This is a genomic window from Celeribacter sp. SCSIO 80838 (assembly GCF_056498065.1).
In genome coordinates this window covers 247,694-271,520 of sequence record NZ_JAZKMA010000001.1, presented here as the reverse complement: position 1 = coordinate 271,520, position 23,827 = coordinate 247,694, and the positions used below count along the sequence as shown (strand labels likewise).

General features: G+C 61.0%; 25 protein-coding genes. 14 read left to right on the top strand and 11 right to left on the bottom strand.

Translation table 11 applies throughout. The annotated features are described in order from the left end of the window. Positions 1–15: 15 nt before the first annotated feature. From lpdA to sucC, 5 genes are all read right to left on the bottom strand, one after another. Positions 16–1,410 (bottom strand): dihydrolipoyl dehydrogenase, encoded by a 1,395-nt coding sequence (gene lpdA / locus V1475_RS01260; protein ID WP_066710881.1) that lies wholly within the window; start codon positions 1,408–1,410, stop codon positions 16–18. A 207-nt stretch (positions 1,411–1,617) separates the two neighbouring features. Continuing rightward, positions 1,618–3,120, bottom strand: coding sequence for a 2-oxoglutarate dehydrogenase complex dihydrolipoyllysine-residue succinyltransferase (gene odhB, locus V1475_RS01255; RefSeq protein WP_479411295.1), 1,503 nt, complete (start codon positions 3,118–3,120; stop codon positions 1,618–1,620). 4 nt (positions 3,121–3,124) lie between these two features. Beyond that, positions 3,125–6,085: a 2-oxoglutarate dehydrogenase E1 component gene (locus V1475_RS01250; protein WP_434290444.1), complete on the bottom strand. Its 2,961-nt coding sequence runs from the start codon at positions 6,083–6,085 to the stop codon at positions 3,125–3,127. Between the two features lie 136 nt (positions 6,086–6,221). Beyond that, positions 6,222–7,109 (bottom strand): succinate--CoA ligase subunit alpha, encoded by an 888-nt coding sequence (sucD, locus tag V1475_RS01245; RefSeq protein WP_066710888.1) that lies wholly within the window; start codon positions 7,107–7,109, stop codon positions 6,222–6,224. A gap of 5 nt (positions 7,110–7,114) precedes the next feature. After that, complete coding sequence (sucC, locus tag V1475_RS01240) at positions 7,115–8,308, bottom strand: ADP-forming succinate--CoA ligase subunit beta (protein ID WP_479411294.1); 1,194 nt, start codon at positions 8,306–8,308, stop codon at positions 7,115–7,117. A 349-nt stretch (positions 8,309–8,657) separates the two neighbouring features. On the opposite strand from sucC, the gene V1475_RS01235 reads away from it, so the two are divergent. Further along, a complete protein-coding gene (locus tag V1475_RS01235; RefSeq protein WP_479411293.1) occupies positions 8,658–9,314 on the top strand; it encodes an outer membrane protein in 657 nt (218 codons plus the stop codon). Positions 9,315–9,439: 125 nt separating this feature from the next. Here the strand turns inward: V1475_RS01235 and mdh are convergent, their stop codons facing one another. After that, on the bottom strand, positions 9,440–10,402 hold the full coding sequence (gene mdh, locus V1475_RS01230) for a malate dehydrogenase (RefSeq protein WP_434290447.1): 963 nt from the start codon (positions 10,400–10,402) through the stop codon (positions 9,440–9,442). 160 nt (positions 10,403–10,562) lie between these two features. Between mdh and V1475_RS01225 the strand changes: the two genes are divergently transcribed. Next, on the top strand, positions 10,563–11,318 hold the full coding sequence (locus V1475_RS01225) for a sulfite exporter TauE/SafE family protein (protein WP_479411292.1): 756 nt from the start codon (positions 10,563–10,565) through the stop codon (positions 11,316–11,318). Here the strand turns inward: V1475_RS01225 and V1475_RS01220 are convergent. Continuing rightward, the gene (locus V1475_RS01220; protein ID WP_479411291.1) at positions 11,315–11,620 is read right to left on the bottom strand and encodes a hypothetical protein; all 306 of its coding nucleotides are present in this window, start codon (positions 11,618–11,620) and stop codon (positions 11,315–11,317) included. The two genes, V1475_RS01225 and V1475_RS01220, sit on opposite strands and share 4 nt — an antisense overlap. A 220-nt stretch (positions 11,621–11,840) precedes the next feature. On the opposite strand from V1475_RS01220, the gene V1475_RS01215 reads away from it, so the two are divergent. The 12 genes from V1475_RS01215 (at position 11,841) to V1475_RS01160 (ending at position 20,731) form a co-directional block, all read left to right on the top strand. Beyond that, positions 11,841–12,695, top strand: a complete 855-nt coding sequence (locus tag V1475_RS01215) for an HpcH/HpaI aldolase/citrate lyase family protein (RefSeq protein ID WP_479411290.1) — start codon at positions 11,841–11,843, stop codon at positions 12,693–12,695. Positions 12,696–12,699: 4 nt separating this feature from the next. After that, positions 12,700–13,248 (top strand): NnrU family protein, encoded by a 549-nt coding sequence (locus V1475_RS01210; protein WP_479411289.1) that lies wholly within the window; start codon positions 12,700–12,702, stop codon positions 13,246–13,248. Positions 13,249–13,259: 11 nt separating this feature from the next. Beyond that, positions 13,260–13,463 (top strand): DUF1737 domain-containing protein, encoded by a 204-nt coding sequence (locus V1475_RS01205; protein ID WP_434290452.1) that lies wholly within the window; start codon positions 13,260–13,262, stop codon positions 13,461–13,463. A gap of 15 nt (positions 13,464–13,478) precedes the next feature. After that, complete coding sequence (locus tag V1475_RS01200) at positions 13,479–14,510, top strand: MaoC family dehydratase (protein WP_479411288.1); 1,032 nt, start codon at positions 13,479–13,481, stop codon at positions 14,508–14,510. 302 nt (positions 14,511–14,812) lie between these two features. Further along, the gene (sdhC, locus tag V1475_RS01195; RefSeq protein WP_434290455.1) at positions 14,813–15,211 is read left to right on the top strand and encodes a succinate dehydrogenase, cytochrome b556 subunit; all 399 of its coding nucleotides are present in this window, start codon (positions 14,813–14,815) and stop codon (positions 15,209–15,211) included. Positions 15,212–15,221: 10 nt separating this feature from the next. Further along, positions 15,222–15,596: a succinate dehydrogenase, hydrophobic membrane anchor protein gene (gene sdhD, locus V1475_RS01190; protein WP_434290456.1), complete on the top strand. Its 375-nt coding sequence runs from the start codon at positions 15,222–15,224 to the stop codon at positions 15,594–15,596. 21 nt (positions 15,597–15,617) lie between these two features. Continuing rightward, a complete protein-coding gene (sdhA, locus tag V1475_RS01185; protein WP_479411287.1) occupies positions 15,618–17,426 on the top strand; it encodes a succinate dehydrogenase flavoprotein subunit in 1,809 nt (602 codons plus the stop codon). After that, entirely contained in the window at positions 17,426–17,749 is a 324-nt protein-coding gene (locus V1475_RS01180; protein WP_434290458.1) for a succinate dehydrogenase, read from the top strand. The genes sdhA and V1475_RS01180 overlap by 1 nt, the downstream gene beginning before the upstream one ends. A gap of 11 nt (positions 17,750–17,760) precedes the next feature. Then, positions 17,761–18,540 (top strand): succinate dehydrogenase iron-sulfur subunit, encoded by a 780-nt coding sequence (locus V1475_RS01175; protein WP_434290459.1) that lies wholly within the window; start codon positions 17,761–17,763, stop codon positions 18,538–18,540. Positions 18,541–18,748: 208 nt separating this feature from the next. Further along, the gene (gene creD / locus V1475_RS01170; RefSeq protein ID WP_479411286.1) at positions 18,749–20,158 is read left to right on the top strand and encodes a cell envelope integrity protein CreD; all 1,410 of its coding nucleotides are present in this window, start codon (positions 18,749–18,751) and stop codon (positions 20,156–20,158) included. A 61-nt stretch (positions 20,159–20,219) separates the two neighbouring features. Beyond that, complete coding sequence (locus V1475_RS01165; protein WP_479411285.1) at positions 20,220–20,420, top strand: hypothetical protein; 201 nt, start codon at positions 20,220–20,222, stop codon at positions 20,418–20,420. Positions 20,421–20,560: 140 nt separating this feature from the next. Further along, entirely contained in the window at positions 20,561–20,731 is a 171-nt protein-coding gene (locus V1475_RS01160) for a hypothetical protein (protein WP_479411284.1), read from the top strand. Between the two features lie 53 nt (positions 20,732–20,784). Here the strand turns inward: V1475_RS01160 and V1475_RS01155 are convergent, their stop codons facing one another. The 4 genes from V1475_RS01155 to V1475_RS01140 form a co-directional block, all read right to left on the bottom strand. Beyond that, positions 20,785–21,774 carry an aldo/keto reductase gene (locus V1475_RS01155; RefSeq protein ID WP_479411283.1) on the bottom strand — a complete coding sequence of 330 codons (990 nt, stop codon included), beginning with the start codon at positions 21,772–21,774 and terminating at the stop codon, positions 20,785–20,787. Between the two features lie 34 nt (positions 21,775–21,808). Continuing rightward, on the bottom strand, positions 21,809–22,267 hold the full coding sequence (locus V1475_RS01150; protein ID WP_479411282.1) for a hypothetical protein: 459 nt from the start codon (positions 22,265–22,267) through the stop codon (positions 21,809–21,811). A 65-nt stretch (positions 22,268–22,332) separates the two neighbouring features. Next, complete coding sequence (gene deoD / locus V1475_RS01145; protein ID WP_434290467.1) at positions 22,333–23,046, bottom strand: purine-nucleoside phosphorylase; 714 nt, start codon at positions 23,044–23,046, stop codon at positions 22,333–22,335. A gap of 90 nt (positions 23,047–23,136) precedes the next feature. Next, positions 23,137–23,826: a sulfotransferase family 2 domain-containing protein gene (locus V1475_RS01140; RefSeq protein ID WP_479411281.1), complete on the bottom strand. Its 690-nt coding sequence runs from the start codon at positions 23,824–23,826 to the stop codon at positions 23,137–23,139. Position 23,827: the final 1 nt, after the last annotated feature.

Here is a 23,827-nt window from a genome sequence, read left to right as displayed (position 1 = left end):
TTAATTTCAAATGGATCAGGCGTGGATTGCGCCGTCGCCGCAGGCCAGAGCGGCTTCGCGGACCGCTTCGGAGAAGGTCGGGTGGGCGTGGCAGGTCAGGGCGATGTCCTGCGCCGAGGCGCCGAATTCCATCGCGACACAGATCTCGTGGATCAGATCGCCAGCGCCGGGGCCGATGATGTGGCAGCCGAGAACGCGGTCGGTGTCCTTGTCGACGATCAGTTTGACGAAACCTTCGCCCTGATGCACGGCTTTGGCGCGGGCGTTGCCCATGAAGGAGAATTTGCCGACCTTGATGGCGCGGCCTTCTTCTTTGAGCTGCTGTTCGGTTTTGCCGACAGAGGCGACTTCCGGCGTGGTGTAGATCACGCCCGGAATGACGTCGTAGTTGACGTGGCCATGTTTGCCAGCCAGCACCTCGGCGACGGCCATGCCCTCGTCTTCGGCTTTGTGCGCCAGCATCGGACCCACAATGGCGTCGCCGATGGCGTAGATGCCCGGCACATTGGTGGCCCAATGCGCGTCGGTCTTGATCTGACCGCGCGGGGTGAACTCGACGCCCAGCTCGGCAAGACCCAGACCGTCGGTGAAGGGTTTGCGGCCGGTGGCGACCAGAACGACGTCGGCGTCGAGCGAGTGCTCGCTGTCGTCTTTCTTCAGCTTATAGTTCACTTTCGCTTTGGTTTTCGAGGCCTCAACACCCGACACGGCAGCGCCGAGGATGAAGGTAAAGCCTTGCTTGCCAAGGATTTTCTGGAACTGACGCTGAACCTCTCCGTCCATGCCGGGGGTGATGAAGTCCATGTATTCCACCACGGTCACTTCCGCGCCGAGACGGGCGTAGACGGAGCCAAGCTCCAAACCGATCACACCGGCGCCGATGACGACCATTTTCTTCGGGATTTTCGGCAGGGAGAGCGCGCCGGTGGAGTCCACGACGATGCCCTTGTCATTATCGACCTCGACACCCGGCAGGGCGGTCGGCACGGAGCCGGAGGCGACGATGATGTTCTTGGCCTCGTGGACCTCGTCACCGACTTTCACCTTGCCCACAGCCGGGATCGAACCCCAGCCTTTGAGCCAGTCGATCTTGTTCTTTTTAAACAGGAATTCGATGCCGCCGGTGTTCTGGCCGATGACGTCGTCCTTGTATTTCTTCATCTGATCCCAGTCGACGGACGGGGATTTGCCCTTGAGGCCCATGTCGGCGAAATTGTGCTCCGCTTCGTGCAGCAGGTGCGAGGCGTGCAAGAGCGCTTTCGAGGGGATACAGCCGACGTTGAGGCAGGTGCCGCCCAGCGTCTCGCGGCCTTCGACCACGGCGGTCTTGAGGCCCAGTTGGGCGCAGCGGATGGCAGAGACGTAGCCGCCGGGGCCAGCGCCGATGATGATGACGTCATAAGATGCCATGGTCTTCTCCTTGGTCTTTTTCGGTGTCTGACTTGTGTCGGACTTATGTCGGACTTCCGTCGGACCTTTTTCGATCTATGGGGCTCTGCCCCCTCTGGGCCAAACCCTTGCGGTTTTGTCCCATTCACCCCCGGGATATTTCCGGACAAAAGAAGGCCGGAACCTCAGAGGAAAACGCCCGGCGCTGAGGCCGGGCGCGAAGTGCGATTACAGATCCATCAGCAGACGGCGCGGATCTTCGAGCGCTTCTTTGACGCGCACGAGGAAGGTCACGGCGCCTTTGCCGTCGACGATGCGGTGGTCGTAGGACAGGGCGAGGTACATCATCGGACGGATGACGACCTGACCGTTGATGGCCATCGGACGGTCCTGAATTTTGTGCATGCCGAGGATACCGGACTGCGGGGGGTTCAGGATCGGGGAGGACATCAGCGAGCCGTAGACACCGCCGTTGGAGATGGTGAAGGTGCCGCCCTGCATTTCCGCCATGGAGAGCTTGCCGTCACGGGCACGGCGGCCTTTTTCGGCGATGGCTTTCTCGATCTCGGCGAAGGACATGCTGTCGGCGTCACGGATGACCGGAACGACGAGGCCCTGCGGGGTGCCCGCAGCCACGCCCATGTGGACGTAGTTCTTGTAGACGATGTCGGTGCCGTCGATCTCGGCGTTCACCTCGGGGACTTCTTTCAGCGCGTGGACACAGGCCTTGGTGAAGAAGGACATGAAGCCGAGGCGCACGCCGTGTTTCTTCTCGAACTGGTCTTTGTACTGGTTGCGCAGCGCCATCACCTCGGTCATGTCCACCTCGTTGTAGGTGGTGAGCATGGCGGCGGTGTTCTGCGACTCCTTGAGGCGTTTCGCGATGGTCTGACGCAGTTTCGTCATTTTCACGCGCTCTTCGCGGGCGGCGTCATCGGCGGCGACCGGCGCACGCGGTGCGGCGACGGGCGCAGGCGTGCCAGCGGGGGCGGAGGTCATGGCTTTGAGCACGTCCTCTTTCATGATGCGACCGTCTTTGCCGGAGCCGGAGACCGAAGCGGGGTTGATGCCTTTTTCCGCCATCAGCTTGTTGGCGGAGGGGGCGTTTTCGATGTCTTTGCCACCGGCGGGTGCGGCAGGGGCCGCAGCCGGGGCCGGAGCAGCGGCAACAGCGCCAGCTCCTGCGGACATTTCGGCCAGTTTGCCACCGGCGGCGACGGTGGCGCCTTCGGCGGCGAGGATCGCGGTCAGAACACCCGCGGCGGGGGCGGGCACTTCGACGGAGACCTTGTCGGTTTCCAACTCGCAGAGCATTTCGTCGGCGGCGACGGTGTCACCCACGGCTTTGAACCAGGTGGCGACGGTGGCTTCGGTCACGGATTCACCGAGGGTCGGCACCATGACGTTGACGGTTGCGGCGGCCGCCGCAGCCGGTTTGTCTTCCATCATTTCGGAATGGTGACGCGGGGCGACTTCCTCGGGGCCGGCGTTGCCTTCTTCGTTGAGCGTGGCGAGGAGCGCATCGACGCCGACGGTTTCACCCTCGGCGGCAACGATTTCGCCCAGCACGCCAGCGGCGGGGGACGGAACCTCGACGGTCACCTTGTCGGTTTCCAGCTCGCAGAGCATTTCATCGACGGCCACGGTGTCGCCCGGTTTTTTGAACCAGGTGGCGACGGTGGCCTCGGTGACGGACTCGCCCAGAGTGGGGACGCGGACTTCAACAGACATGTGGTTATCCTTCGATATTGAGCGCATCGTTCACGAGCGCCGTTTGTTGTGCTTTGTGCTGAGAGGCCAGACCCGTGGCGGGAGAGGCGGAGGCGGCACGTCCGGCGTAGACCGGGCGCGTGTGCTTGGCGCCGATGCGCGTCAGCACCCATTCGATGTTCGGCTCGACGAAGGTCCAGCCGCCCTGGTTTTTCGGCTCTTCCTGACACCAGACGATTTCGGCGTTTTTGAAGCGCTCAAGCTCCTTGACCATGGAGAGGGCCGGGAACGGGTAGAACTGTTCGAGACGCAGGATATAGGTGTCGTCCTTGCCTGCGGCGTCGCGGGCTTCGAGAAGGTCGTAGTACACCTTGCCGGAGCAGATCACGACGCGCTTGATGTCCTTGTCCGCCTTGAGTTTGAGCTCGGATTTCGCGGTGCCGTGATTGGCATCGGCATCGTCCCAGAGCACGCGGTGGAAGGAGGAGCCTTCGAGGAAGTCGGCGGCCACCGAGGTCGCCAGCTTGTGACGCAGAAGCGATTTCGGCGTCATCAGAACGAGCGGTTTGCGGTAGGAGCGGTGCAACTGGCGACGCAGGATGTGGAAGTAGTTCGCAGGCGTCGTGCAGTTGGCAACGATCCAGTTGTCCTCGGCGGAGAGTTGCAGGAAGCGTTCGAGGCGGGCGGAGGAGTGCTCCGGGCCTTGGCCCTCGAACCCGTGCGGCAGAAGCATCACGAGGCCGGACATCCGCAGCCATTTGCGCTCACCCGAAGAGATGAACTGGTCGAACATGATCTGCGCGCCGTTGGCGAAATCGCCGAACTGGGCTTCCCAGAGCGTCAGCGCGTTCGGTTCGGCCAGCGAGTAGCCATATTCGAAGCCGAGCACGGCATATTCGGAGAGCATCGAGTCGATGACCTCGTAATGCGCCTGACCTTCGCGAATGTGGTTGAGCGGGTAGTAACGCTCTTCGGATTTCTGGTCGATCAGACCGGAATGACGCTGGGAGAAGGTGCCGCGGGTCGAGTCCTGACCGGCGAGACGCACCGGGTAGCCTTCGGTCAGAAGCGAGCCGAAGGCCAGCGCTTCGCCGGTCGCCCAGTCGAAGCCTTCGCCGGTTTCGAACATCTGCGCCTTGGCCTCGAGCTGACGGGCCACGGTTTTGTGGATGTTGAAATCGGAGGGCGAGGTGGTCAGGGAACGACCGACCTGCGCCATGGTCTCTTCGGAAATGGCGGTTTGGCCGCGCTGGTACTCTTCGCCCTCTTTGTCGAGATGCGACCAGCGACCGTCGAGCCAGTCGGCCTTGTTCGGTTTGAAGGTTTTACCGGCTTCGAACTCTTCGTTCAACAGCGCCTGGAAGGCGGCTTTCATGTCCTCGATCTCGCCCTCGGGGATGAGACCGTCGGCCACGAGGCGTTCGGTGTAGAGCTGAAGCGTGGTCTTGTGCCGCTTGATGTTGGTGTACATCTGCGGGTTGGTGAACATCGGCTCGTCGCCTTCGTTGTGACCGAAGCGGCGGTAGCAGAAGATGTCGATGACCACGTCCTTGTGGAATTTCTGACGGAACTCGGTCGCCACCTTGGCGGCGTGCACCACGGCTTCCGGATCGTCGCCGTTGACGTGGAAGATCGGCGCTTCGACCATCAGCGCGATGTCGGTCGGGTAGGGCGAGCTGCGCGAGAAATGCGGCGCGGTGGTGAACCCGATCTGGTTGTTGACGACGATGTGGATCGTGCCGCCGGTGCGGTGACCGCGCAGGCCCGACAGACCGAAACACTCGGCCACGACGCCCTGACCGGCGAAGGCCGCGTCACCGTGCAGCAGCACGGGGATGACGGTGCTGCGGGTCGGGTCGTTGTTCTGGTCGGTCTTGGCGCGGGCCTTGCCGAGCACCACCGGGTTCACCGCCTCGAGGTGCGAGGGGTTGGCGGTCAGCGACAGGTGGACCTTGTTGCCGTCGAATTCACGGTCGGAGGAGGCGCCGAGGTGATATTTCACGTCGCCGGAGCCGTCCACATCCTCGGGTTTGAACGACCCGCCCTGGAATTCGTTGAAGATCGCGCGGTAGGGTTTGGAGAGCACGTTGGCGAGCACGGACAGACGCCCACGGTGCGGCATGCCGACGACGATCTCTTTCGCGCCGAGGTTGCCGCCGCGTTTGATGATCTGTTCCATGGCAGGGATCAGAGCTTCGCCGCCGTCGAGGCCGAAGCGTTTGGTGCCCATGTATTTGACATGGAGGAATTTCTCAAAGCCCTCGGCCTCGACCAGCTTGTTCAGAATGGCGCGGCGGCCGTTCTTGGTGAACTGGATTTCCTTGCCGAAGCCTTCGATGCGCTCTTTCAGCCACCCGGCTTCTTCCGGGTTGGAGATGTGCATGTATTGCAGCGCGAAGGTGCCGCAATAAGTGCGTTTCAGAACGTCGAGGATCTGACGCATGGAGGCGTGGGTGAGACCCAGAACGTTGTCGATGAAGATCGGGCGATCCATGTCGGCCTCGGTGAAGCCATAGGAGCGCGGATCGAGTTCCGGGTGCGGGGCCTCGTCGCGCATTTTCAGCGGGTCGAGATCGGCGATGAGGTGACCGCGAATACGATAGGCGCGGATGATCATGATCGCACGGACCGAGTCGAGCACGGCGCGTTTCACGGCGTCTTCGGAAACGGCAACGCCTTTCTCGGCGGCTTTTTCCTTGATCTTCTTCTCGGCTGCGACCGGTTCGGCCCATTGGCCGTCGAGCGCGTGGGTCAGGTCGTCATTCGGAACCGGCGGCCAATCCATGCGGGCCCAGGAGGGACCGGCAGCTTCTGCTGTGACATCGTTCGCGGCATCGCCCAGGGATTGGAAGAATTCCACCCAGGACGCGTCGACAGAGGCGGGGTCCTGCACGTAATTCGCGTAGACCTGTTCGAGGTATTCCGCGTTATGCCCCTGCATGAAGCTGGAGGCGTGAAAGATGTCGTTCGGGGACTGGTCGTTCATCGTCATGACCTTGTTTGGGGTGCGTTTCCGTTTATTGGCAGGCACGCGTCGCCTTATATGGGTGTGCCTGCGCCCCTCTCTCAAAGGGCGCAGGCGCTGTTGTCAAATCGCGTCACCGTGAGGTGCGCGGCAGCGGTCAGCCCTTGGCAATCGCTTCCTGCACAGCTTCGCCGAGGGTGGCGGGGCTGTCGGCTACGATGATGCCAGCGGATTTCATCGCTTCGATCTTGGATTCCGCATCGCCTTTGCCGCCGGCGACGATCGCGCCTGCGTGGCCCATGCGGCGGCCCGGAGGGGCGGTGCGCCCGGCGATGAAACCGGCGACCGGCTTCCAGCGGCCTTTTTTCTTTTGCTCGGCGAGGAACTCGGCGGCTTCTTCTTCGGCGGAACCGCCGATTTCACCGATCATGATGATCGAGGTGGTTTCCGGATCGTCGAGGAACATGTCGAGCACGTCGATGTGTTCGGTGCCTTTGATCGGGTCACCGCCGATGCCCACAGCCGTGGACTGGCCGAGGCCCAGATCGGAGGTCTGTTTCACGGCCTCATAGGTCAGGGTGCCGGAACGGGACACCACGCCGACGGAGCCGCGGCGGTGGATGTGACCCGGCATGATGCCGATTTTGCAGGCGTCGGGGGTGATGACACCCGGGCAGTTCGGGCCGATCAGGCGGGACTTGGAGTCCATCAGCGCGCGTTTCACCTTCATCATGTCGAGCACCGGAATGCCCTCGGTGATGCAGATGATCAGCTCCATTTCGGCGTCGATCGCTTCGAGGATCGAGTCGGCGGCGAACGGCGGCGGCACATAGATCACGGAAGCATTGGCTTCGGTGACGTGCTTGGCTTCGTGCACGGAGTTGAAGACCGGCAGGTTCAGGTGGGTCGAGCCGCCTTTGCCGGGCGTCACGCCGCCAACCATTTTGGTGCCGTAAGCGATGGCTTGTTCCGAGTGGAAGGTGCCCTGCGAGCCGGTGAAGCCCTGGCAGATGACCTTGGTGTTTTCATCAACGAGAATAGCCATGTCTCTTAGCCCTTCACTGCTTTAACGATTTTCTGGGCGCCGTCTTTCAGATCGTCGGCGGCGATCACGTTCAGACCGGAGTTCTGAATGATCTCTTTGCCGAGCTCCACGTTGGTGCCTTCGAGACGGACCACGAGCGGAACCTGAAGGCCCACTTCTTTCACGGCCGCGATCACGCCTTCGGCGATGATGTCGCAGCGCATGATGCCGCCGAAGATATTCACGAGGATGCCTTTGACGTTTTTGTCAGAGGTGATGATCTTGAAGGCTTCGGTCACTTTCTCTTTGGTCGCGCCGCCGCCCACGTCGAGGAAGTTGGCCGGTTCTGCGCCGTAGAGTTTGATGATGTCCATGGTGGCCATCGCGAGACCCGCGCCGTTCACCATGCAACCGATTTCGCCGTCGAGCGCGATGTAGTTCAGGTCGAACTTGGAGGCTTCGAGCTCTTTGCTGTCTTCTTCGGTCTCGTCGCGGAGTTCGACGATGTCCGGGTGACGGTAAAGCGCGTTGCCGTCAAAGCCGAGCTTGGCGTCGAGCACTTTGAGGTTGCCGTCGGTCATCACGATCAGCGGGTTGATTTCGAGCATCTCCATGTCTTTCTCGATGAAAGCACGGTAGAGATCGCCCATCAGCCTCACGCATTGCTTCACCTGCGGGCCTTCGAGGCCGAGGGAGAAGGCGATGCGGCGGCCGTGGTACGGCTGGTAGCCGGTGGCCGGATCGACGGAGAAGGAGAGGATTTTCTCGGGGGTGTTGGCCGCCACTTCCTCGATGTCCATGCCGCCCTCGGTGGAGGAGACGAAGGACACGCGGGAGGTCTGACGGTCGACGAGCAGGGCGAGGTAGAGCTCGCGGGAAATGTCGGAACCGTCTTCGAAATAGATGCGGTTGACCTGTTTGCCAGCCGGGCCGGTCTGGTGGGTCACAAGGGTCTTGCCCAGCATCTTCTTGGCTTCTTCCGCAGCCTCCTCGACGGATTTCGCCAGACGCACGCCGCCTTTTTCGCCGGCTTCGGCTTCTTTGAATTTGCCTTTGCCGCGACCACCTGCGTGGATCTGGGCCTTGACGACCCACAGCGGACCGTCAAGCTCACCGGCGGCGGACTTGGCGTCCTCGGCGCGGGTGATGGCACGACCGCCGGAAACCGGCGCGCCATATTCCTTGAGAAGGGCTTTCGCCTGATACTCGTGGATGTTCATTAGAGATATCCTCTCCCTGGTTCGATTGGTCCCGTGTATGCCACCGGAAACCGGGCATAAGAAATGGTTTTTTGTCGCTTCGGCGATAAAACGCGCGTGTTTTCGTTTTTTGTGATCACAGCAAAGTTTTGTGTGATCACAAATTTCGAGAATCGCATTCGGCGAATCCGGAGGCGGTGGGAAGCCCCTGTTCTCAGGGGCGATCTGTGCTGCGGGGCAGCATCGGGAACCGCATGGGCAGATGTGTCCTGACTGTGACGGATTGACAGTTTCTTGAATGTGAACTCGCCACGCGGCGGCCTTGGGGTATAGAACGAAGTCAACAGATTCGATGAAGAGGACCCTTCCCATGCAAAACCTTGCAAAGGTGACGCTCGCGGGCGTTGCGCTCATGGCGTCGACCGCTCTGGCCTCCGCCGGTGAATTCAGCCTGTCCGTCTACGGCGGCTATCAGACCGCGCCGCACAGCGGCGTGTCGGGCAACGACGGGGTGACCGATTTCGATTTCACCACCGGTTGGGAGGGCAAGAGCTTTGCGATGCCGCCCTATTACGGCGTCCGTGGCACCTGGTGGGTGCGGGACAATTTCGGCTGGATCGCCGATTTCAACCACACCAAGGTCTATGCCAACGAAGACGACATGGCCGACAACGGGTTCTCGACGCTGGAATTTACCGACGGTTTGAACAACCTGACGGTGGGGCCGATCTGGCGCTGGCCGGGGCTTTGGAACAAGTTCACCCCCTATGCGAGCGTCTCCGCCGGGATCATCATCCCGCATGTCGAAGTGGCCACCGCGAACACCGACACGCTCGAATATCAGATTGCCGGACCGACCATCGCATTGGTTCTGGGCGCCAGCTATGAGCTGAACGACCGCTGGGATCTGTTCACCGAATACAAGGGCACCTACAGCCAGCTCGACGTCGATCTCGATGGCGGCGGAAATCTTGAAAGCGACATCATCACGAACGCGCTGAACTTCGGTGTGACGTATAAATTCTGATCCTTGCGGATCTCAGAGACATGAAAACCGGGCTTCGGCCCGGTTTTTTTTATGCTCTGCGCCCGGGTATAGAAAAACCCGCGCGGTTAAGCGCGGGTTTTCCAAATGTCAGGCTGTGGGCCGGATCAGACGAGGTTGCCGTCGATGGCTTTACAGGCTTCGACGAGGCCTTTCACGGCGTCCACGGATTTGTCGAACATCACTTGCTCTTCTTTGTTGAGCTTGATGTCGATGACTTTTTCGATGCCACCGGCGCCGATCACGGTCGGAACGCCAACGTACATGCCGTTCACACCGATCTCGCCGTTGCAGTAAGCGGCGCAGGGCAGAACGCGTTTCTGGTCTTTCAGATAGGCTTCGGCCATCTCGATGGCGGAGGTCGCCGGGGCGTAGAAGGCGGAACCGGTTTTCAGGAGGCCGACGATCTCGGCGCCGCCGTCACGGGTGCGCTGGATGATCGCGTCGAGTTTCTCTTGCGTGGTCCAGCCCATTTCCACCAGATCCGGGAGCGGGATGCCGCCAACGGTGGAGTAGCGGGCGGAGGGCACCATGGTGTCGCCGTGGCCGCCGAGCACGAAGGCGGTGACGTCTTTCATGGACACGCCGAATTCGACCGACAGGAAGTGACGGAAACGTGCGGAGTCGAGCACGCCAGCCATGCCGACGACTTTCTCGGCGGGCAGACCGGAGTACTGTTGCAGCGCCCAGACCATCGCATCGAGCGGGTTGGTGATACAAATAACAAAGGCATCAGGAGCGTTTGCCTTGATGCCTTCGCCGACGGATTTCATGACCTTGAGGTTGATGCCCAGGAGATCGTCACGGGACATGCCGGGTTTGCGCGGCACACCGGCGGTGACGATGCAGACGTCTGCGCCCGCGATGTCGGCGTAATCCGTGGTGCCTTTCAGCGTCGCGTCGAAGCCTTCGGACGGGCCGGATTCGGCGATGTCGAGGGCTTTACCCTGCGGGGTGCCTTCCGCGATGTCGAAGAGGACGACGTCGCCGAGTTCTTTGAGGGCTGCGAGGTGTGCGAGCGTGCCACCGATTTGACCTGCGCCGATGAGGGCAATCTTGGGTCGGGCCATTGATCTGTCTCCAATTGGTTGTGAGATTGCGGCATGGGTAGCCCTTTGAAACGGTTCGTGCAAGACCGTGCTGCGGCAATGCACCTGTGTTTTACTGGAGTTATCGCTAACCTCTTTGTATTTCAGGACCAAACCGGAATGGTTCTGAAAAGGACAACCTATGGCGCTCGATCTTAATTTTTACCTCTTCGCGATTCCCGCGGTGCTTTTCGCGGGGATGTCGAAGGGCGGTTTCGGTTCGGCGGCGGCCTTTGCGGCGACGCCGTTTCTGGCGCTGATTCTCGCGCCCGGGCAGGCGGTCGGGCTTATGTTGCCGCTTTTGATGGTGATGGATGTGACCGCCGTGAAGATGTTCTGGCGCAAATGGGATTTGCGGGTGGCGGGGGTGCTCATCCTCGGCGCGGTGCCCGGAATTCTGATCGGGACGCTGGTTTACGGCGTGGCCGATCCGCGCGTGTTCAAATTTCTGATAGGTGTCGTCGCCCTGGGGTTTGTCGGCTGGCAGCTTGCGAAGACCGCCCGGTTGCTCCATCCGCCGAAGCGGGAATTAGGCGAGGGGGTGGGGCTGTTCTGGGGAGCGGTGACGGGGATCACGAGTTTCATCAGCCACGCCGGTGGTCCGCCCGCCGCCGTCTACATGCTGTCGAAACGCATGGATAAAACGACCTATCAGGCGACGTCTGTGCTGGTGTTCTGGGCGGTGAACCTGATGAAGGTGATCCCCTACGCTTTCGTGGGGATTTTCACCCGCGAGTCGCTGACCGCCGATCTGACGCTGATCCCGGTGGCGGTGATCGGGGTGCTGGCCGGGGTGTGGATGCATCACAAGGTGCCCGAAAAGCTGTTCTTCGGGCTGGCCTATGTGTTTCTGGTCATCACCGGCAGCAAGCTGATTTGGGAGGCGCTGGCGGGTTAAGCGTCATCGCCTTTCGCGACCGGAACGGCGGCGAGCGCCTCATAGGCCTGACCGGAAGCGATCAGACAGCTCATGCCGTCGGGGCGGGTGAAGAGGATGGTCCAGGTGCCGGTGGCCTCGGAGGCGAAGACCTCCACCACGCCGTTGTTGGGGGCAAGGCCGATGGACTGGCGGGTCTCGCCGTATTTCTGCGCCAGACGATCCAGAATCTGATCGCGGGCGGCGCAATTGTCCTGCGTGAGGGCCGGGGTGGCACAGAGCAGGGCGGCACCTGTCAGAATGGCCAGAATAGCGGTGTGCATCGTCTTCTCCAATTCTCTGTGATCTTGCGTTGTGTCAGGGCTCCCGTCGGCTCATGGATCAGCTTGCCGGAAAAGCGTTAAAAAACCGGTTAACCTTCCGTGCAAGGAGCGGAGTGCGTCGGGCGCAACGCCTGATTTCTGCGCTGCGGAAATTTTACCCTTGCGGATTGGTGCGTTTCTGTGGCCTCTTGCGCAACAATATTGCGGAGGAAAAGAATCAATGACCCAAGTCGCCAATCGCCCCTATCGCTCGGCTCTCTATATCCCCGGATCGAAAGAGCGGGCGCTGGAAAAGGCCAAGGGGCTGGCCTGCGATGCGATCCTGTTCGATCTCGAAGATGCGGTGGCGCCCGAGGAAAAGGTCAACGCGCGGGCTTTGTTGAAACAGGCGCTGGCGGCGGGCGGCTATGGCAACCGGGCGAAAATCGTGCGGGTGAACGGGTTCGACACCCAATGGGGGCGCGACGATGTGGCGGCCTTTGTCGGCATGGAGATCGACGGGATTTTGCTGCCGAAGGTGGAAAGTGCGGCGATGGTCGAGGAATTGGCGCAGGCCATTCCCGACGTGCCGCTCTGGGCGATGATGGAGACGCCTCTGGGGATGCTCAACGCCGCCGAGATCGCCGCGCATCCGCGTATGGCGGGCTTTGTCATGGGGACGAACGATCTGGCGAAGGAGCTCAATACGCGGTTCCGGGCCGATCGTCTGCCGATGATGGGCGGGCTGCACATGTGCCTGATCGCGGCGCGGGCCTATGGGGTGATCTGCCTCGATGGGGTGTATAATGCGTTCAAGGACGACGAGGGTCTGAAGGCGGAATGCGAGCAAGGGCGCGATATGGGGTTTGACGGCAAGACGCTGATCCATCCGGCGCAGTTGGACATCGCCAATGCGGCTTTTGCGCCGTCTGAGGCGGAGATCGATCTCGCCAAGCGTCAGATCGCAGCCTTTGAAGAGGCCGAGTCGAAAGGCGAAGGCGTGGCGGTTGTCGATGGGAAAATCGTGGAGAATCTGCATATCGTGACGGCGCGGGCGACGCTTGCGAAACACGAAGCCATATTAGCCATGGAGTGAACATATGACCCTTCTCAGTCTCGGACTGCTGCTTTGGATGGCGGCGCATCTGTTTAAACGTCTGGCGCCTGAGGCGCGGGCGCGGATGGGCGAGAAGGGGAAGGGAGCGGTGGCGCTGGGCATTCTGGCGGGGCTGGTGGCGATGATCGTGGGGTTTCGGATGACCGAGACCGCCGATCTCTATGCCCTGCCACCGTATCTGCGGCATGTGAACAACACGCTGATGGTGATCGCGGTGATCCTCTTTGGTGTCGGTCAGTCGAAAAGTCGGCTGCGCGGCAGGATGCGGCATCCGATGCTGACCGGGGTGATCACATGGGGCGTGGCGCATTTGCTGGTGAATTCCGATGCGGCCTCTCTGGTGTTGTTTGGTGGGATGATCCTTTGGGCCTTTGTCGAGATGGCTTTGATCAACCGGGCGGAACCGGCACCGACACCTTATAAGGACGGCACGCTTGCGGGCGACATCCGTCTGGTGTTGATCTCTCTCGTGGTCTTTGCGGTGATTGCGGGGATCCACATCTGGCTGGGGTACAACCCGTTTCCGGGATGAAGAGGTGAGAGATGAAAGCCTACAGATTGCTGACCGAAGAAGACACATCGGCCTTTTGTCACAAGGTGACAGAGGCTTTGAACAAGGGCTGGGCGCTTTACGGATCGCCGAGCTACGCCTTTGACGCGGCGACGGGCAAGATGCGTTGCGCGCAGGCGGTGATCAAGGAGGCCGAGGGGGAGTATTCGCCCGAGGTGAAGCTGGGACAGCTATAGTGGGAGGACAATAGGGTGAAAACCAATCCGGGACGTTTTTTCGAGGACTATAAAGTCGGTCAGGTGATCGAGCATGCCGTGCCGCGCACCGTGTCGGGGGGCGAGCGCGCGCTTTATCATGCGCTCTATCCGGCCCGTCATGCGCTTTATTCCTCGGACGAGTTTGCCGAAAACTGTGGGCTGGAGAAAAGCCCGGTGGACGATCTGATCGCGTTTCATGTGGTGTTTGGCAAAACGGTCCCGGATATTTCGCTCAACGCAGTGGCCAACCTTGGCTATGCCGAGGGGCGCTGGCTCAAGCCGGTTTATCCGGGCGACACGCTGCGCTCGGTGTCCGAGGTGATCGGGCTTAAACAGAACTCGAACGGCAAATCCGGGGTTGTCTATGTGCGCACAACGGGGCTGAACCAATGGGATGAGCCGGTGCTCGAATATGTGCGGTGGGTGATGGTCCGCAAACGCGATCTCGATGCGCCCGCGCCTGAGACGGTGATCCCGGAACTGACCAAGGTGGTGGCGCCCGAGGATCTGGTGATCCCGGAGGGGCTGGATTTCCTTCAGTATAATTTCACCCTGGCGGGCGAGCCGCACCGGTTCGGCGATTACGAGATCGGGGAAAAGATCGACCATGTGGACGGGGTGACCATCGAGGAAGCCGAACACATGATGGCGACGCGGCTCTGGCAGAATACGGCGAAGGTGCATTTCGATGCCACCAATCGCGAAGATGGCAAGCGGTTGATCTATGGCGGCCATGTGATTTCGATGGCGCGGGCGCTGTCGTTCAACGGGTTGGCCAATGCGCAGATGATCGTGGGGCTCAATGGTGGGGCGCACGCGAACCCCTGTTTCACCGGCGATACCGTGCGGGCCTATACGGAAGTGCTCGACAAGGCGGAGACGGAGGCTCCGGGTGTCGGCGCGCTGCGGCTCCGGCTTGTGGCCTATAAACACGGGGCGCCGGAGTTCGCCTACAAGACGGAAGAGGGCAAGTATCACCCCGATGTCCTTTTGGATCTGGATTACTGGGCACTGGTGCCGGTCTGATCCATTCGGATGTTTGAATTTGTGATCGCAAATTCGGGCCGCGCGGCAGATGCGCGGCCCTTTTTCGTGGATTTTCAAAGTTGTTTCCCTTGGTAAAACCTATGAAAACCCTCGGAAAAGCCGATAGCGCTACATTTGTGATCACACGTCCAATCTTGTGATCACAATGCGTGATTTGAGTGATATTAATCGCCGAAAAGCGACTTTGTTAGCGCTACCAAATGGCGAGTGGGTGGTGACTCGGGGGGAGAAAAGGGTATTACGGACCCAGCTTACAGCATCACTCGTGAAAGGACGTCACCATGGCTGATGTGAACCGCGGCAACCGGCCGCTTTCTCCCTTCATGCTCGGAAAATACTATCGCCCGCAGATGACCTCGATCTCGTCGATCATGGTGCGGATCACCGGCATTGCTTCTCTGGTCACCGTGTTTCTGGCCGTGTGCTGGCTTTTGGCCGCAGCGTCTTCGCCGAGCGTCTTTGCCGCCATCGACGGCATTTTCGCCTCGATCATCGGTGAGATCCTGATGCTCGCGGCCGCCTGGGCGCTCTGGTATCACCTTCTTGGCCGTCTGCGCCATGTGGTCTGGGACTTCGGCTACTGCCTGGATGTTCCGACCTCCGAGAAGATGGGCTGGGGCATGTTCATCGGTGCGACCGTGCTGACGGTCCTGACCGCAATCGTATTCCTGATTTTCTGAGGGGGCGGAGATGAATTTTCTGACTGACCGCAAACGTGCAACGGGTCTTGGCGCCGGCGGCTCCGGTGTCGCCCATCATTGGCTGACCATTGCCACGTCGATCTCGCTGATCGTCCTCGTGCCGTTCTTCGTCTTTGTCTTCGGCAGCGCCGTGGGCCGGGAACAGGCCGATGTCTACGCTTATTTCAGCAACCCGTTCATCGCGATCGCGATGGCGCTGAGCCTCGTGGGCTGTGTGATCCACCTGAAAACCGAAGTGGACGAAGCGGTCGAGGACTATGTCGGCGGCCTCAAGCGCAAACTGACGCTCATCGCCGTGGCGGCCTTCTGCTACGCGCTGATCGCAAGCGGCCTCTTCGCCATTTTGAAACTCGCGATCCTCTGAGCGCGGGAAGGATGAAAGACAATGACAGCAGCATATGAATATGAAACCCACGAATACGACGTTGTGGTCGTTGGCGCCGGTGGTTCTGGTCTGCGTGCAACGCTCGGCATGGCCGAGCAGGGGCTGCGCACGGCCTGTGTGACCAAGGTGTTCCCGACGCGCTCCCACACGGTGGCAGCACAGGGTGGGATCGCGGCTTCGCTCTCCAACATGGGCCCGGACAACTGGCAGTGGCACATGTACGACACCGTGAAGGGGTCCGACTGGCTCGGCGACACCGACGCGATGGAATACCTCGCCCGCAATGCACCGAAAGCGGTGTATGAGCTTGAGCACTACGGTGTGCCCTTCTCCCGGACCGAAGAAGGCAAGATCTACCAGCGCCCGTTCGGCGGCCACACCACCGAATTCGGGGAAGGCCCGCCCGTGCAGCGCACCTGTGCCGCGGCTGACCGCACCGGTCACGCCATTCTGCACACGCTTTACGGCCAATCCGTGAAGAACAACGCCGAATTCTACATCGAATATTTCGCCATCGACCTGATCATGTCGGATGACGGTGTGTGTCAGGGCGTTCTGTGCTGGAAACTCGATGACGGCACCTTCCACCTGTTCTCCGCCAAGATGGTCGTTCTGGCGACCGGCGGTTATGGCCGCGCCTTCTTCTCTGCGACCTCGGCCCACACCTGCACCGGCGACGGTGGCGGCATGGTGGCCCGTGCGGGGCTGGCGCTTCAGGATATGGAATTCGTTCAGTTCCACCCGACCGGCATCTACGGCTCCGGCTGTCTGATCACCGAGGGTGCGCGCGGCGAAGGCGGTTACCTGACCAACTCCGAAGGCGAGCGTTTCATGGAACGCTATGCCCCGACCTACAAGGACCTCGCGCCGCGTGACTATGTGTCCCGCTCGATGACGATGGAAATCCGCGAAGGCCGTGGCGTTGGGGAGCACAAGGACCACATCTTCCTGAACCTCAGCCACCTTCCGGCCGAGGCTCTGGCGGAACGTCTGCCGGGCATCTCCGAATCCGCGAAAATCTTTGCCGGTGTGGATGTGACCAAGGAGCCGATCCCGGTTCTGCCGACCGTGCACTACAACATGGGCGGTATCCCGACGAACTATCACGGTGAGGTTCTCAACCCGACGGCGGACAATCCGACCGCCGTGGTGCCGGGCCTGATGGCCGTGGGGGAAGCGGGCTGTGCCTCCGTGCACGGTGCGAACCGTCTTGGTTCCAACTCGCTCATCGACCTCGTGGTCTTTGGCCGCGCCGCCGCGATCCGCGCCGGTGAGGTTGTTGACCCACGTGCGCCGAACCCGGAGATGAACATGGCGTCCGTGGAGAAAGCCTTTGATCGCTTCGACAGCCTGCGCTACGCCAAGGGCGCGATCCCGACCGCAGAGCTGCGGCTTGAGATGCAGCGCACGATGCAGGCCGATGCCGCGGTGTTCCGGACCGACAAGTCCCTCAAAGAGGGTGTCGAGAAGATGACGGTTGTGGCGGGCAAGATGGGCGATCTGGGCGTGACCGACCGGTCGCTGATCTGGAACTCGGACCTGATGGAAACGCTCGAACTGACCAACCTGATGCCGAACGCTCTGGCGACCATTCATGGCGCCGAAGCCCGGAAAGAATCCCGTGGCGCGCATGCCCATGAGGATTACCCGAACCGCGACGACGTGAACTGGCGCAAACACACCATTTCGCGTGTCGAAGGCACCAATGTCGAGCTGAGCTATCGTCCGATCATCGAAGCGCCGCTGACCACCGAGGAAGAAGGTGGCATCAGCCTCGCCAAGATCGCGCCGAAAGCGAGGACGTTCTGATGCGGGGGGCTGCTTTTGCTGCCCTTACCGCTCTGATCCTGAGCGGCTGTGTGGAGAGTTCTTCTCTTGTGGAAGACACCACGCGCACGGCCGCGAAAGGCGTCGTAAAAACGGTCATCAACTCCAAGTTTCCTGGGGTTGATGCCGATCTCTACGTGGATTGCGTGATGGACAATGCGGATACGGATCAGCTTGTGACGCTTGCGAAAGCTGCCGTGACCGGGGTTGACGAAACGACCGTGTCCACGGTGACGGAAATTGCCAGCGAGCCTGAAACCCTCAAATGCATTGCTCAGAGCGGTCTGAGCGGCCTGCTCGGTTAGGAGAAATAACGATGGTTCAATTCAACCTTCCCAAGAATTCCAAGATCGTGACGGGCAAGACCTGGCCGAAGCCCGAGGGCGCGACCAATGTCCGTAAGTTCCAGATTTACCGCTGGAATCCCGATGACGAGAAGAACCCGTCGGTGGATACCTATTTCCTCGACATGGACAAATGCGGTCCGATGGTTCTCGACGCGCTGATCAAGATCAAGAACGAGATCGACCCGACGCTGACCTTCCGCCGCTCCTGCCGCGAAGGCATCTGTGGCTCCTGTGCGATGAACATCGACGGGATCAACACGCTCGCCTGTATCTACGGTCTCGATGAGATCAAGGGCGATGTGCGGATCTTCCCGCTGCCGCACATGCCGGTGGTGAAAGACCTCATTCCCGATCTGACCCACTTCTACGCGCAGCACGCCTCGATCATGCCGTGGCTTGAGACCAAGACCAACCGGCCCGAGAAGGAATGGCGCCAGTCGATCGAGGATCGCAAGAAACTCGACGGTCTTTATGAATGCGTGATGTGCGCCAGCTGCTCGACCTCCTGCCCGAGCTACTGGTGGAATGGCGACAAGTACCTTGGACCGGCCGCGTTGCTGCACGCCTACCGTTGGATCATCGACTCGCGCGATGAGGCCACTGGCGAGCGTTTGGATGCGCTGGAAGACAGCTTCAAGCTCTACCGCTGCCACACCATCATGAACTGTGCGAAAACCTGTCCGAAGGGGCTGAACCCGGCGGCTGCCATCGCACATATCAAGAAGATGATGCTCGAACGCGCGCATTGAGCGCGTTCGTCAGAACGAAAGATGGGCGCGCTCATTGAGCGCGTTCGCCGGAACGAAAGATGGGCGCACACACTGAGCGCGTTCGTCAGGCGAACCAGGAAGGCCCCGCTTCGGCGGGGTTTTTCTTTGCGCGCTTCTCCCCCTTGTCGCATATCGGGGGATCGGCCATCGTGCGCCGAACCGCTCCCGGACGTCTTAGGAGATCCACATGCGCAAATCCATCGGTGCCCGCTTTCTGATCGTCGGCCTGCTGACGCTTCTGATGTTCATCCCACTGTTCTTTGTCTCCGACATCGTGCAGAGCCGGAAGAATTATTCGCAATACACCCTGAATGAGGTCGGGCGCGAATGGGGCGGGGAACAGGTGATCGCCGGGCCGATGCTGATGATACCGGTCGAGGAAACCGTGGAACGCACGGAACGCGAAGCGGTGGTCGATCCGGAGAGCGGCGAGATCGTGCTCGATGCCGATGGCAGTCCGCGCCAGCGTCAGGTGACGCGCAAGGTGACGGTGACGCGCGATCCGATCTATGTCTATCCGGGACGGTTCGATGTCGCCATCGACACACAGACACAGATCCGACATCGCGGGATTTTCTCCGTGCCGGTCTATCAGGCGGGCATCGAGATGGGGTTCGATTTCCCCTGGGACCAGATCGCCACGCAGGCGGTGAATGAGGAGGTGATCCTCTGGGACCGGGCGGAGCTGATCCTGTCGCTGTCGTCCAATGCCGCGCTGCGCGGGCAGGCGGTGCTGACGGTCGACGGGGAGGAAGTGCCGCTCGAACCTATCGCCTCCGCCGATGAGGCTGCGGGGATCATGGCGGCTTTGGGCGATCCGCGCGGCAAGAGCGATTACGCGCTGACACTGGGGGCCAATGGCGCGCAGTCGTTGCAGATCGCGCCGGTCGGGCGGCAGAGCGCGGTGACCATCGCGTCGGACTGGCCGCATCCGAGTTTCCGGGGTGCCTTCCTGCCGGACGGCTCGGAAATTTCCGAAGCGGGCTTCTCGGCAACCTGGACCATCCCGCATCTGGCACGCACCCTGCCGCAGATGACGCGGGAGGATTACACCCGCGCGCTGCGCTATGGCATGGCCTTCGGGGTGGATTTCATCGAGCCGAACGATTTCTATCAAAAATCCTATCGGGCGGCGAATTACTCCATCCTGTTTATCGCGTTGACCTTCCTCACGGTTCTGTTGGTGGAAAAAGGCACGGAACGCCCGGCGCACCCGGTGCAATATATCCTGATCGGGTTGGCGCAGTCGATTTTCGTGCTGCTGATGGTGGCCTATTCCGAACAGATCGGCTTTGGCCCGGCCTATGCGCTTTCGGCCGGGGCGACGGTGGTGCTGTTGACCTTCTTCGGGGCGGTGGGGCTTAAACTCGGACGGCGCACGGCGGTTCTGGGCGTGATGTTGCTGGTGCTCTACGGTGTGCTCTATCTGATCCTGCGCTCGGCGGATTATGCCCTGCTGGCGGGGGCGTCTCTCGCCTTTGTGGCACTGGCGGCGACGATGTATTTCACCCGCAACGAGGATTGGTACGGGCCGGAGGGCACCGGGTTTCTGGGTCGGAAACGCAAAGCGCAGCCGACGGTGCCGCCGCAGCCGTAACCGGGGCTGCCGTCACGCAAGTGTGCGTTTTCATTGGACGGTTCGGAGGGTATGAGGGGGCATGCTCTTCCTCGTCCCCCTCATCGTCATCGCGCTTTATGTCGGCATGTATCTCATGCGGTCGAACAAGACCGGGGCCTGCCGGTGGCGACAGGTCGGCAAGGACGAGACGGGCGTGCGCTGGCGTTGTCCGGTCTGTGGTGCAGAGGCCGAGACTGTTGCCGGGGAGCCGAAGTTCTGCGGCGGGCAAGGGCCACGCTAGCCCCGAAAGGCATATTTCCGGTGCTGCGTTGCAGCATGCGCATGACGACTATGCGCCATAAGGGGGCTGTCACGGGCGGCGTTGCAGCATACCTAGGGACACAAGGGAGGGCCCAACGGACCCTTAACGGAGACTGACACATGACCCTGCACGACGCGAAACTGAAAGACGCCGCCGCGAAAGAGACCACGATGAAAGTCTCCGAATGGCTGGAATACTATGCGCCGACCACCCCGGCGGTGAACACCGGCGAGCAAATGGCGCCGCGCAAGCTGGACGTGCTCGACCAGATGTACGCCTATTACGAGTGAGCCACGCGCCCCTCGGAAAATGAAAAGCCCCGCCTGAGCGGGGCTTTTGTGTTTCAGCAGTAGCGTTCGACGCCGACCATTTGCTGGTCGGAATAGCGGTCGCCTGCCGCCCAGCCTGCGGGCAGGATTTGCTCGATCTCCCAGAGATCGTCCTCGGACAGACCGATCTCGCCCGCATGGGCCCAATCGGCGAGGTGCTCTTTGGTCCGCGTTCCGGGGATCGGGATCAGATGATCGCCCTGATGCAAAACCCATGCGAGCGCCAGCGCGGGCGTGGAGACGCCTTTCGTCTCGGCAAATTCCCGAAACGCTCGGATATAGCCCATGTTTTCAAGCCAGTTTTGCCCCATGAAGCGCGGGTTCACCTTGCGGAAATCGCTGTCGTCAAAGGTGCTCGGGTCGAGATCGGCCACGCCAAGCGCGCCACGGGCGACGGGGGAGAAGGGCACGAAGGTGATATCCAGCTCTTCGCAGGTCTGGATCACGCCCAGTTCCGGCTGACGGGTCCAGAGCGAATATTCGTTCTGCACCGCCGTCACCGGCACGACACTATGCGCGCGACGGATGGTGGAGGGGGCGACTTCGGAGAGGCCCCAAGCGTCGATCAGCCCCTCTTCGATCAGCTTGCCCATGGTCTCGGCGACCGTTTCCACCGGCAGTTCCTGTTGCCGACGGTGGATATAGTAAAGCTCGACCTTGTCGCGGTTCAGTTTCTTGAGCGAGCTTTCGAGCTCGGCGCGAATGTAATCTTCTTCGTTGCTGAAGGCGCGAGGCGGTCCGGGGATGATGCCGACTTTCGTGGCCAGCGTCACATCCGCGCCGCTTTCCTTGAGGTATTGGCCGACGATGCGTTCGGAGCGGCCCATGCCATAGAGATTCGCGGTGTCCCAGAAGTCGATCCCGGCGGCTTCGACAGCCGCGAGGGTTTCGAGCGAGGTCTCGTCATCGGCCTCCCCGAAGAACCCGGCGAAGCTCATACAGCCGAAACCGATCGCGCCCACCATCGGGCCGTTTGCGCCAAGCTGGCGTTTGGGCATGCTCATGCCGTTTTCCTTCTTTTCTGAGAATTGCAGGGGCTCAGCGGGTCCAGAGCGTGGAGGCCGATCCTGTCGTCCGATCAATGGTGTAGCGCGTTTCCCCGGTGGGACAACAGCGCGGCTCGCCGTCTTTCAGCGTGGTGAGGGTCACCTCGATCCGGTCGGGATAAAAGGCGGTGTCTCGGGGACCATGGCCCCAGATTTGTGAAACCGGGCCAAGATAGGTGAACTGCGGTCCGGGTTGGTTCAGCGCATAGCGCCCCACGGCAATGCTGACACTGCCCGCCGATCCCTCGATCCATTCATAGATAAAGCCAAGAGCTTCGGTGGCCTGCGTCGGATCGGGATGGTTCGGGAGAAAATACGAGCCTTCCACGTGCTCGGGTTTGTTTGCGAGCGTCTGAAACAGAACGGCATCGAGATTGGGCCAGTCCTGGGCCTGAAGCGAAAGCGGCAGGATGGCGAGGGTGAGGGCGAAAGCTTTGGCGAGAAAGGACATGGGGACGACCGGGGCACTCTTTTGGAAATTCGTTTTTCCAAGAGTGCCCCGGACCGGCAGTGCGATCAAGCGGCGAAGGCCGCCTCAAGCGCGATCTCGACCATATCGCCGAAGCTCTTTTCGCGCTGATCCGACGGCAGGGCCTCATGGGTCAGGAGGTGATCGGAAACGGTCATGACGCCCAACGCGCGCACGCCGTGACGGGCGGCGACGGTGTAAAGCTCGGCGGCTTCCATTTCGACGCCCAGAATGCCGTGACGGATCATCACCTCGTCGAGATCGGGGCGTTCGGCATAGAACACGTCCGACGAGTAGATATTGCCGACATGGACGCCAGTGTCTTTCTGACGCGCGGCGGCAACGGCGGCCTCCAACAGACCGTAATCGGCACAGGGCGCGTAGTTGATTTCCTTGAAGAAGCCGGCGGAGGGGGTGGTGCCCATGGTGGTGGCGGTCATGGCGATGATGACGTCACGCACCTTGATATGATGCTGCATCGCGCCACAGGAGCCGATGCGGATGAGCGTCTTGGCGCCATATTCGGTGATCAGCTCATTGGCGTAGATCGAGATCGACGGCATGCCCATGCCGGAACCGTGAATGGTCACCGGGTTGCCTTTGTAGGTGCCGGTGAAACCGAACATGCCGCGCACTTCGTTCACCAGTTTGATGTCGTCGAGATAGGTCTCGGCGGCCCATTTGGCGCGGTACGGATCGCCCGGCATCAGGACGGTTTCGGCGATGTCGCCAACGGCGGCTGCAATATGGGGGGTCGGCATGCTGTCCTCGCGATAAATCTCTTTGACGCCATAAAGCCAGCCTCGGCGGCGATTGTATAGATTGCAACCGCGGTTTTGTTCCGCGATGGCTCAGAAGCTATAGCCGAAATATGTCAGGTCCCGGGCATAGAAGTCTTCGAGCAGGGCGCGGGTCTTGTCGTCATGGGCGAGGCGATAATCCTGTCCCATGGGCGAGGCCTTTTGCACGTGGAGCGTGCCAAGCTCCGGAAAGCCGATCTTCTGACCGATGCGGGTGATCGCTTCGGCGCGGTTCTCGAAGCGGAAAATCTCGGTGACAAGCGGTTTGCCCTCGGCATCGAGCACGAAATCGCAGGCGGTGCGGCGCAGGCCGAAATAGCCCAGATAGGGGGTCGCAGGCGTGGCCTCGACATGGCGGGCGACGAATTCGGCATAGCTCCAGCTGGTCGGAAGATCGCCGCATTTCTGCATGTAGTTGTAAAAGGACAGGAGGCGCTCGAAGGGATTGCGCACGATGCTGAAGCTGTAGAGGCTGGCCCAGGCCTTGGGACCGGTGATTTTCTGCATTTCACGGGCGCTCAGATGTTCGGGCAGGACCTGTTCCGTGGCATGTTCCGCCTCGATCACGTTGCGCTTGCCGTGAATGGGACCAAATCGCTTGCCAAGCTCGGCCCGGATCGAGGTCGAGGAGGTGCGGGGAATGTCGATGAACCAGAAGCCGGTCGTGACAATCGCTCTGGTGCTTTTCCAGTTGCGGTAGCGGGTCTCGATCCGGCGGATCGATTTTTGCAGATGTCCCATG

Bases quoted from the DNA above. Each gene is read 5' to 3' on its own strand.
- sdhA (WP_479411287.1), top strand. From the start codon at position 15,618: ATGACAGCAGCATATGAATATGAAACCCACGAATACGACGTTGTGGTC.
- mdh (WP_434290447.1), bottom strand. From the start codon at position 10,402: ATGGCCCGACCCAAGATTGCCCTCATCGGCGCAGGTCAAATCGGTGGC.
- deoD (WP_434290467.1), bottom strand. From the start codon at position 23,046: ATGCCGACCCCCCATATTGCAGCCGCCGTTGGCGACATCGCCGAAACC.
- odhB (WP_479411295.1), bottom strand. From the start codon at position 3,120: ATGTCTGTTGAAGTCCGCGTCCCCACTCTGGGCGAGTCCGTCACCGAG.
- V1475_RS01215 (WP_479411290.1), top strand. From the start codon at position 11,841: ATGACCCAAGTCGCCAATCGCCCCTATCGCTCGGCTCTCTATATCCCC.
- V1475_RS01235 (WP_479411293.1), top strand. From the start codon at position 8,658: ATGCAAAACCTTGCAAAGGTGACGCTCGCGGGCGTTGCGCTCATGGCG.
- creD (WP_479411286.1), top strand. From the start codon at position 18,749: ATGCGCAAATCCATCGGTGCCCGCTTTCTGATCGTCGGCCTGCTGACG.
- V1475_RS01140 (WP_479411281.1), bottom strand. From the start codon at position 23,826: ATGGGACATCTGCAAAAATCGATCCGCCGGATCGAGACCCGCTACCGC.
- V1475_RS01225 (WP_479411292.1), top strand. From the start codon at position 10,563: ATGGCGCTCGATCTTAATTTTTACCTCTTCGCGATTCCCGCGGTGCTT.
- V1475_RS01250 (WP_434290444.1), bottom strand. From the start codon at position 6,085: ATGAACGACCAGTCCCCGAACGACATCTTTCACGCCTCCAGCTTCATG.
- V1475_RS01180 (WP_434290458.1), top strand. From the start codon at position 17,426: ATGCGGGGGGCTGCTTTTGCTGCCCTTACCGCTCTGATCCTGAGCGGC.
- V1475_RS01205 (WP_434290452.1), top strand. From the start codon at position 13,260: ATGAAAGCCTACAGATTGCTGACCGAAGAAGACACATCGGCCTTTTGT.
- V1475_RS01160 (WP_479411284.1), top strand. From the start codon at position 20,561: ATGACCCTGCACGACGCGAAACTGAAAGACGCCGCCGCGAAAGAGACC.
- lpdA (WP_066710881.1), bottom strand. From the start codon at position 1,410: ATGGCATCTTATGACGTCATCATCATCGGCGCTGGCCCCGGCGGCTAC.
- V1475_RS01155 (WP_479411283.1), bottom strand. From the start codon at position 21,774: ATGAGCATGCCCAAACGCCAGCTTGGCGCAAACGGCCCGATGGTGGGC.
- V1475_RS01150 (WP_479411282.1), bottom strand. From the start codon at position 22,267: ATGTCCTTTCTCGCCAAAGCTTTCGCCCTCACCCTCGCCATCCTGCCG.
- V1475_RS01210 (WP_479411289.1), top strand. From the start codon at position 12,700: ATGACCCTTCTCAGTCTCGGACTGCTGCTTTGGATGGCGGCGCATCTG.
- V1475_RS01165 (WP_479411285.1), top strand. From the start codon at position 20,220: ATGCTCTTCCTCGTCCCCCTCATCGTCATCGCGCTTTATGTCGGCATG.
- sdhD (WP_434290456.1), top strand. From the start codon at position 15,222: ATGAATTTTCTGACTGACCGCAAACGTGCAACGGGTCTTGGCGCCGGC.
- sucC (WP_479411294.1), bottom strand. From the start codon at position 8,308: ATGAACATCCACGAGTATCAGGCGAAAGCCCTTCTCAAGGAATATGGC.
- sdhC (WP_434290455.1), top strand. From the start codon at position 14,813: ATGGCTGATGTGAACCGCGGCAACCGGCCGCTTTCTCCCTTCATGCTC.
- sucD (WP_066710888.1), bottom strand. From the start codon at position 7,109: ATGGCTATTCTCGTTGATGAAAACACCAAGGTCATCTGCCAGGGCTTC.
- V1475_RS01220 (WP_479411291.1), bottom strand. From the start codon at position 11,620: ATGCACACCGCTATTCTGGCCATTCTGACAGGTGCCGCCCTGCTCTGT.
- V1475_RS01175 (WP_434290459.1), top strand. From the start codon at position 17,761: ATGGTTCAATTCAACCTTCCCAAGAATTCCAAGATCGTGACGGGCAAG.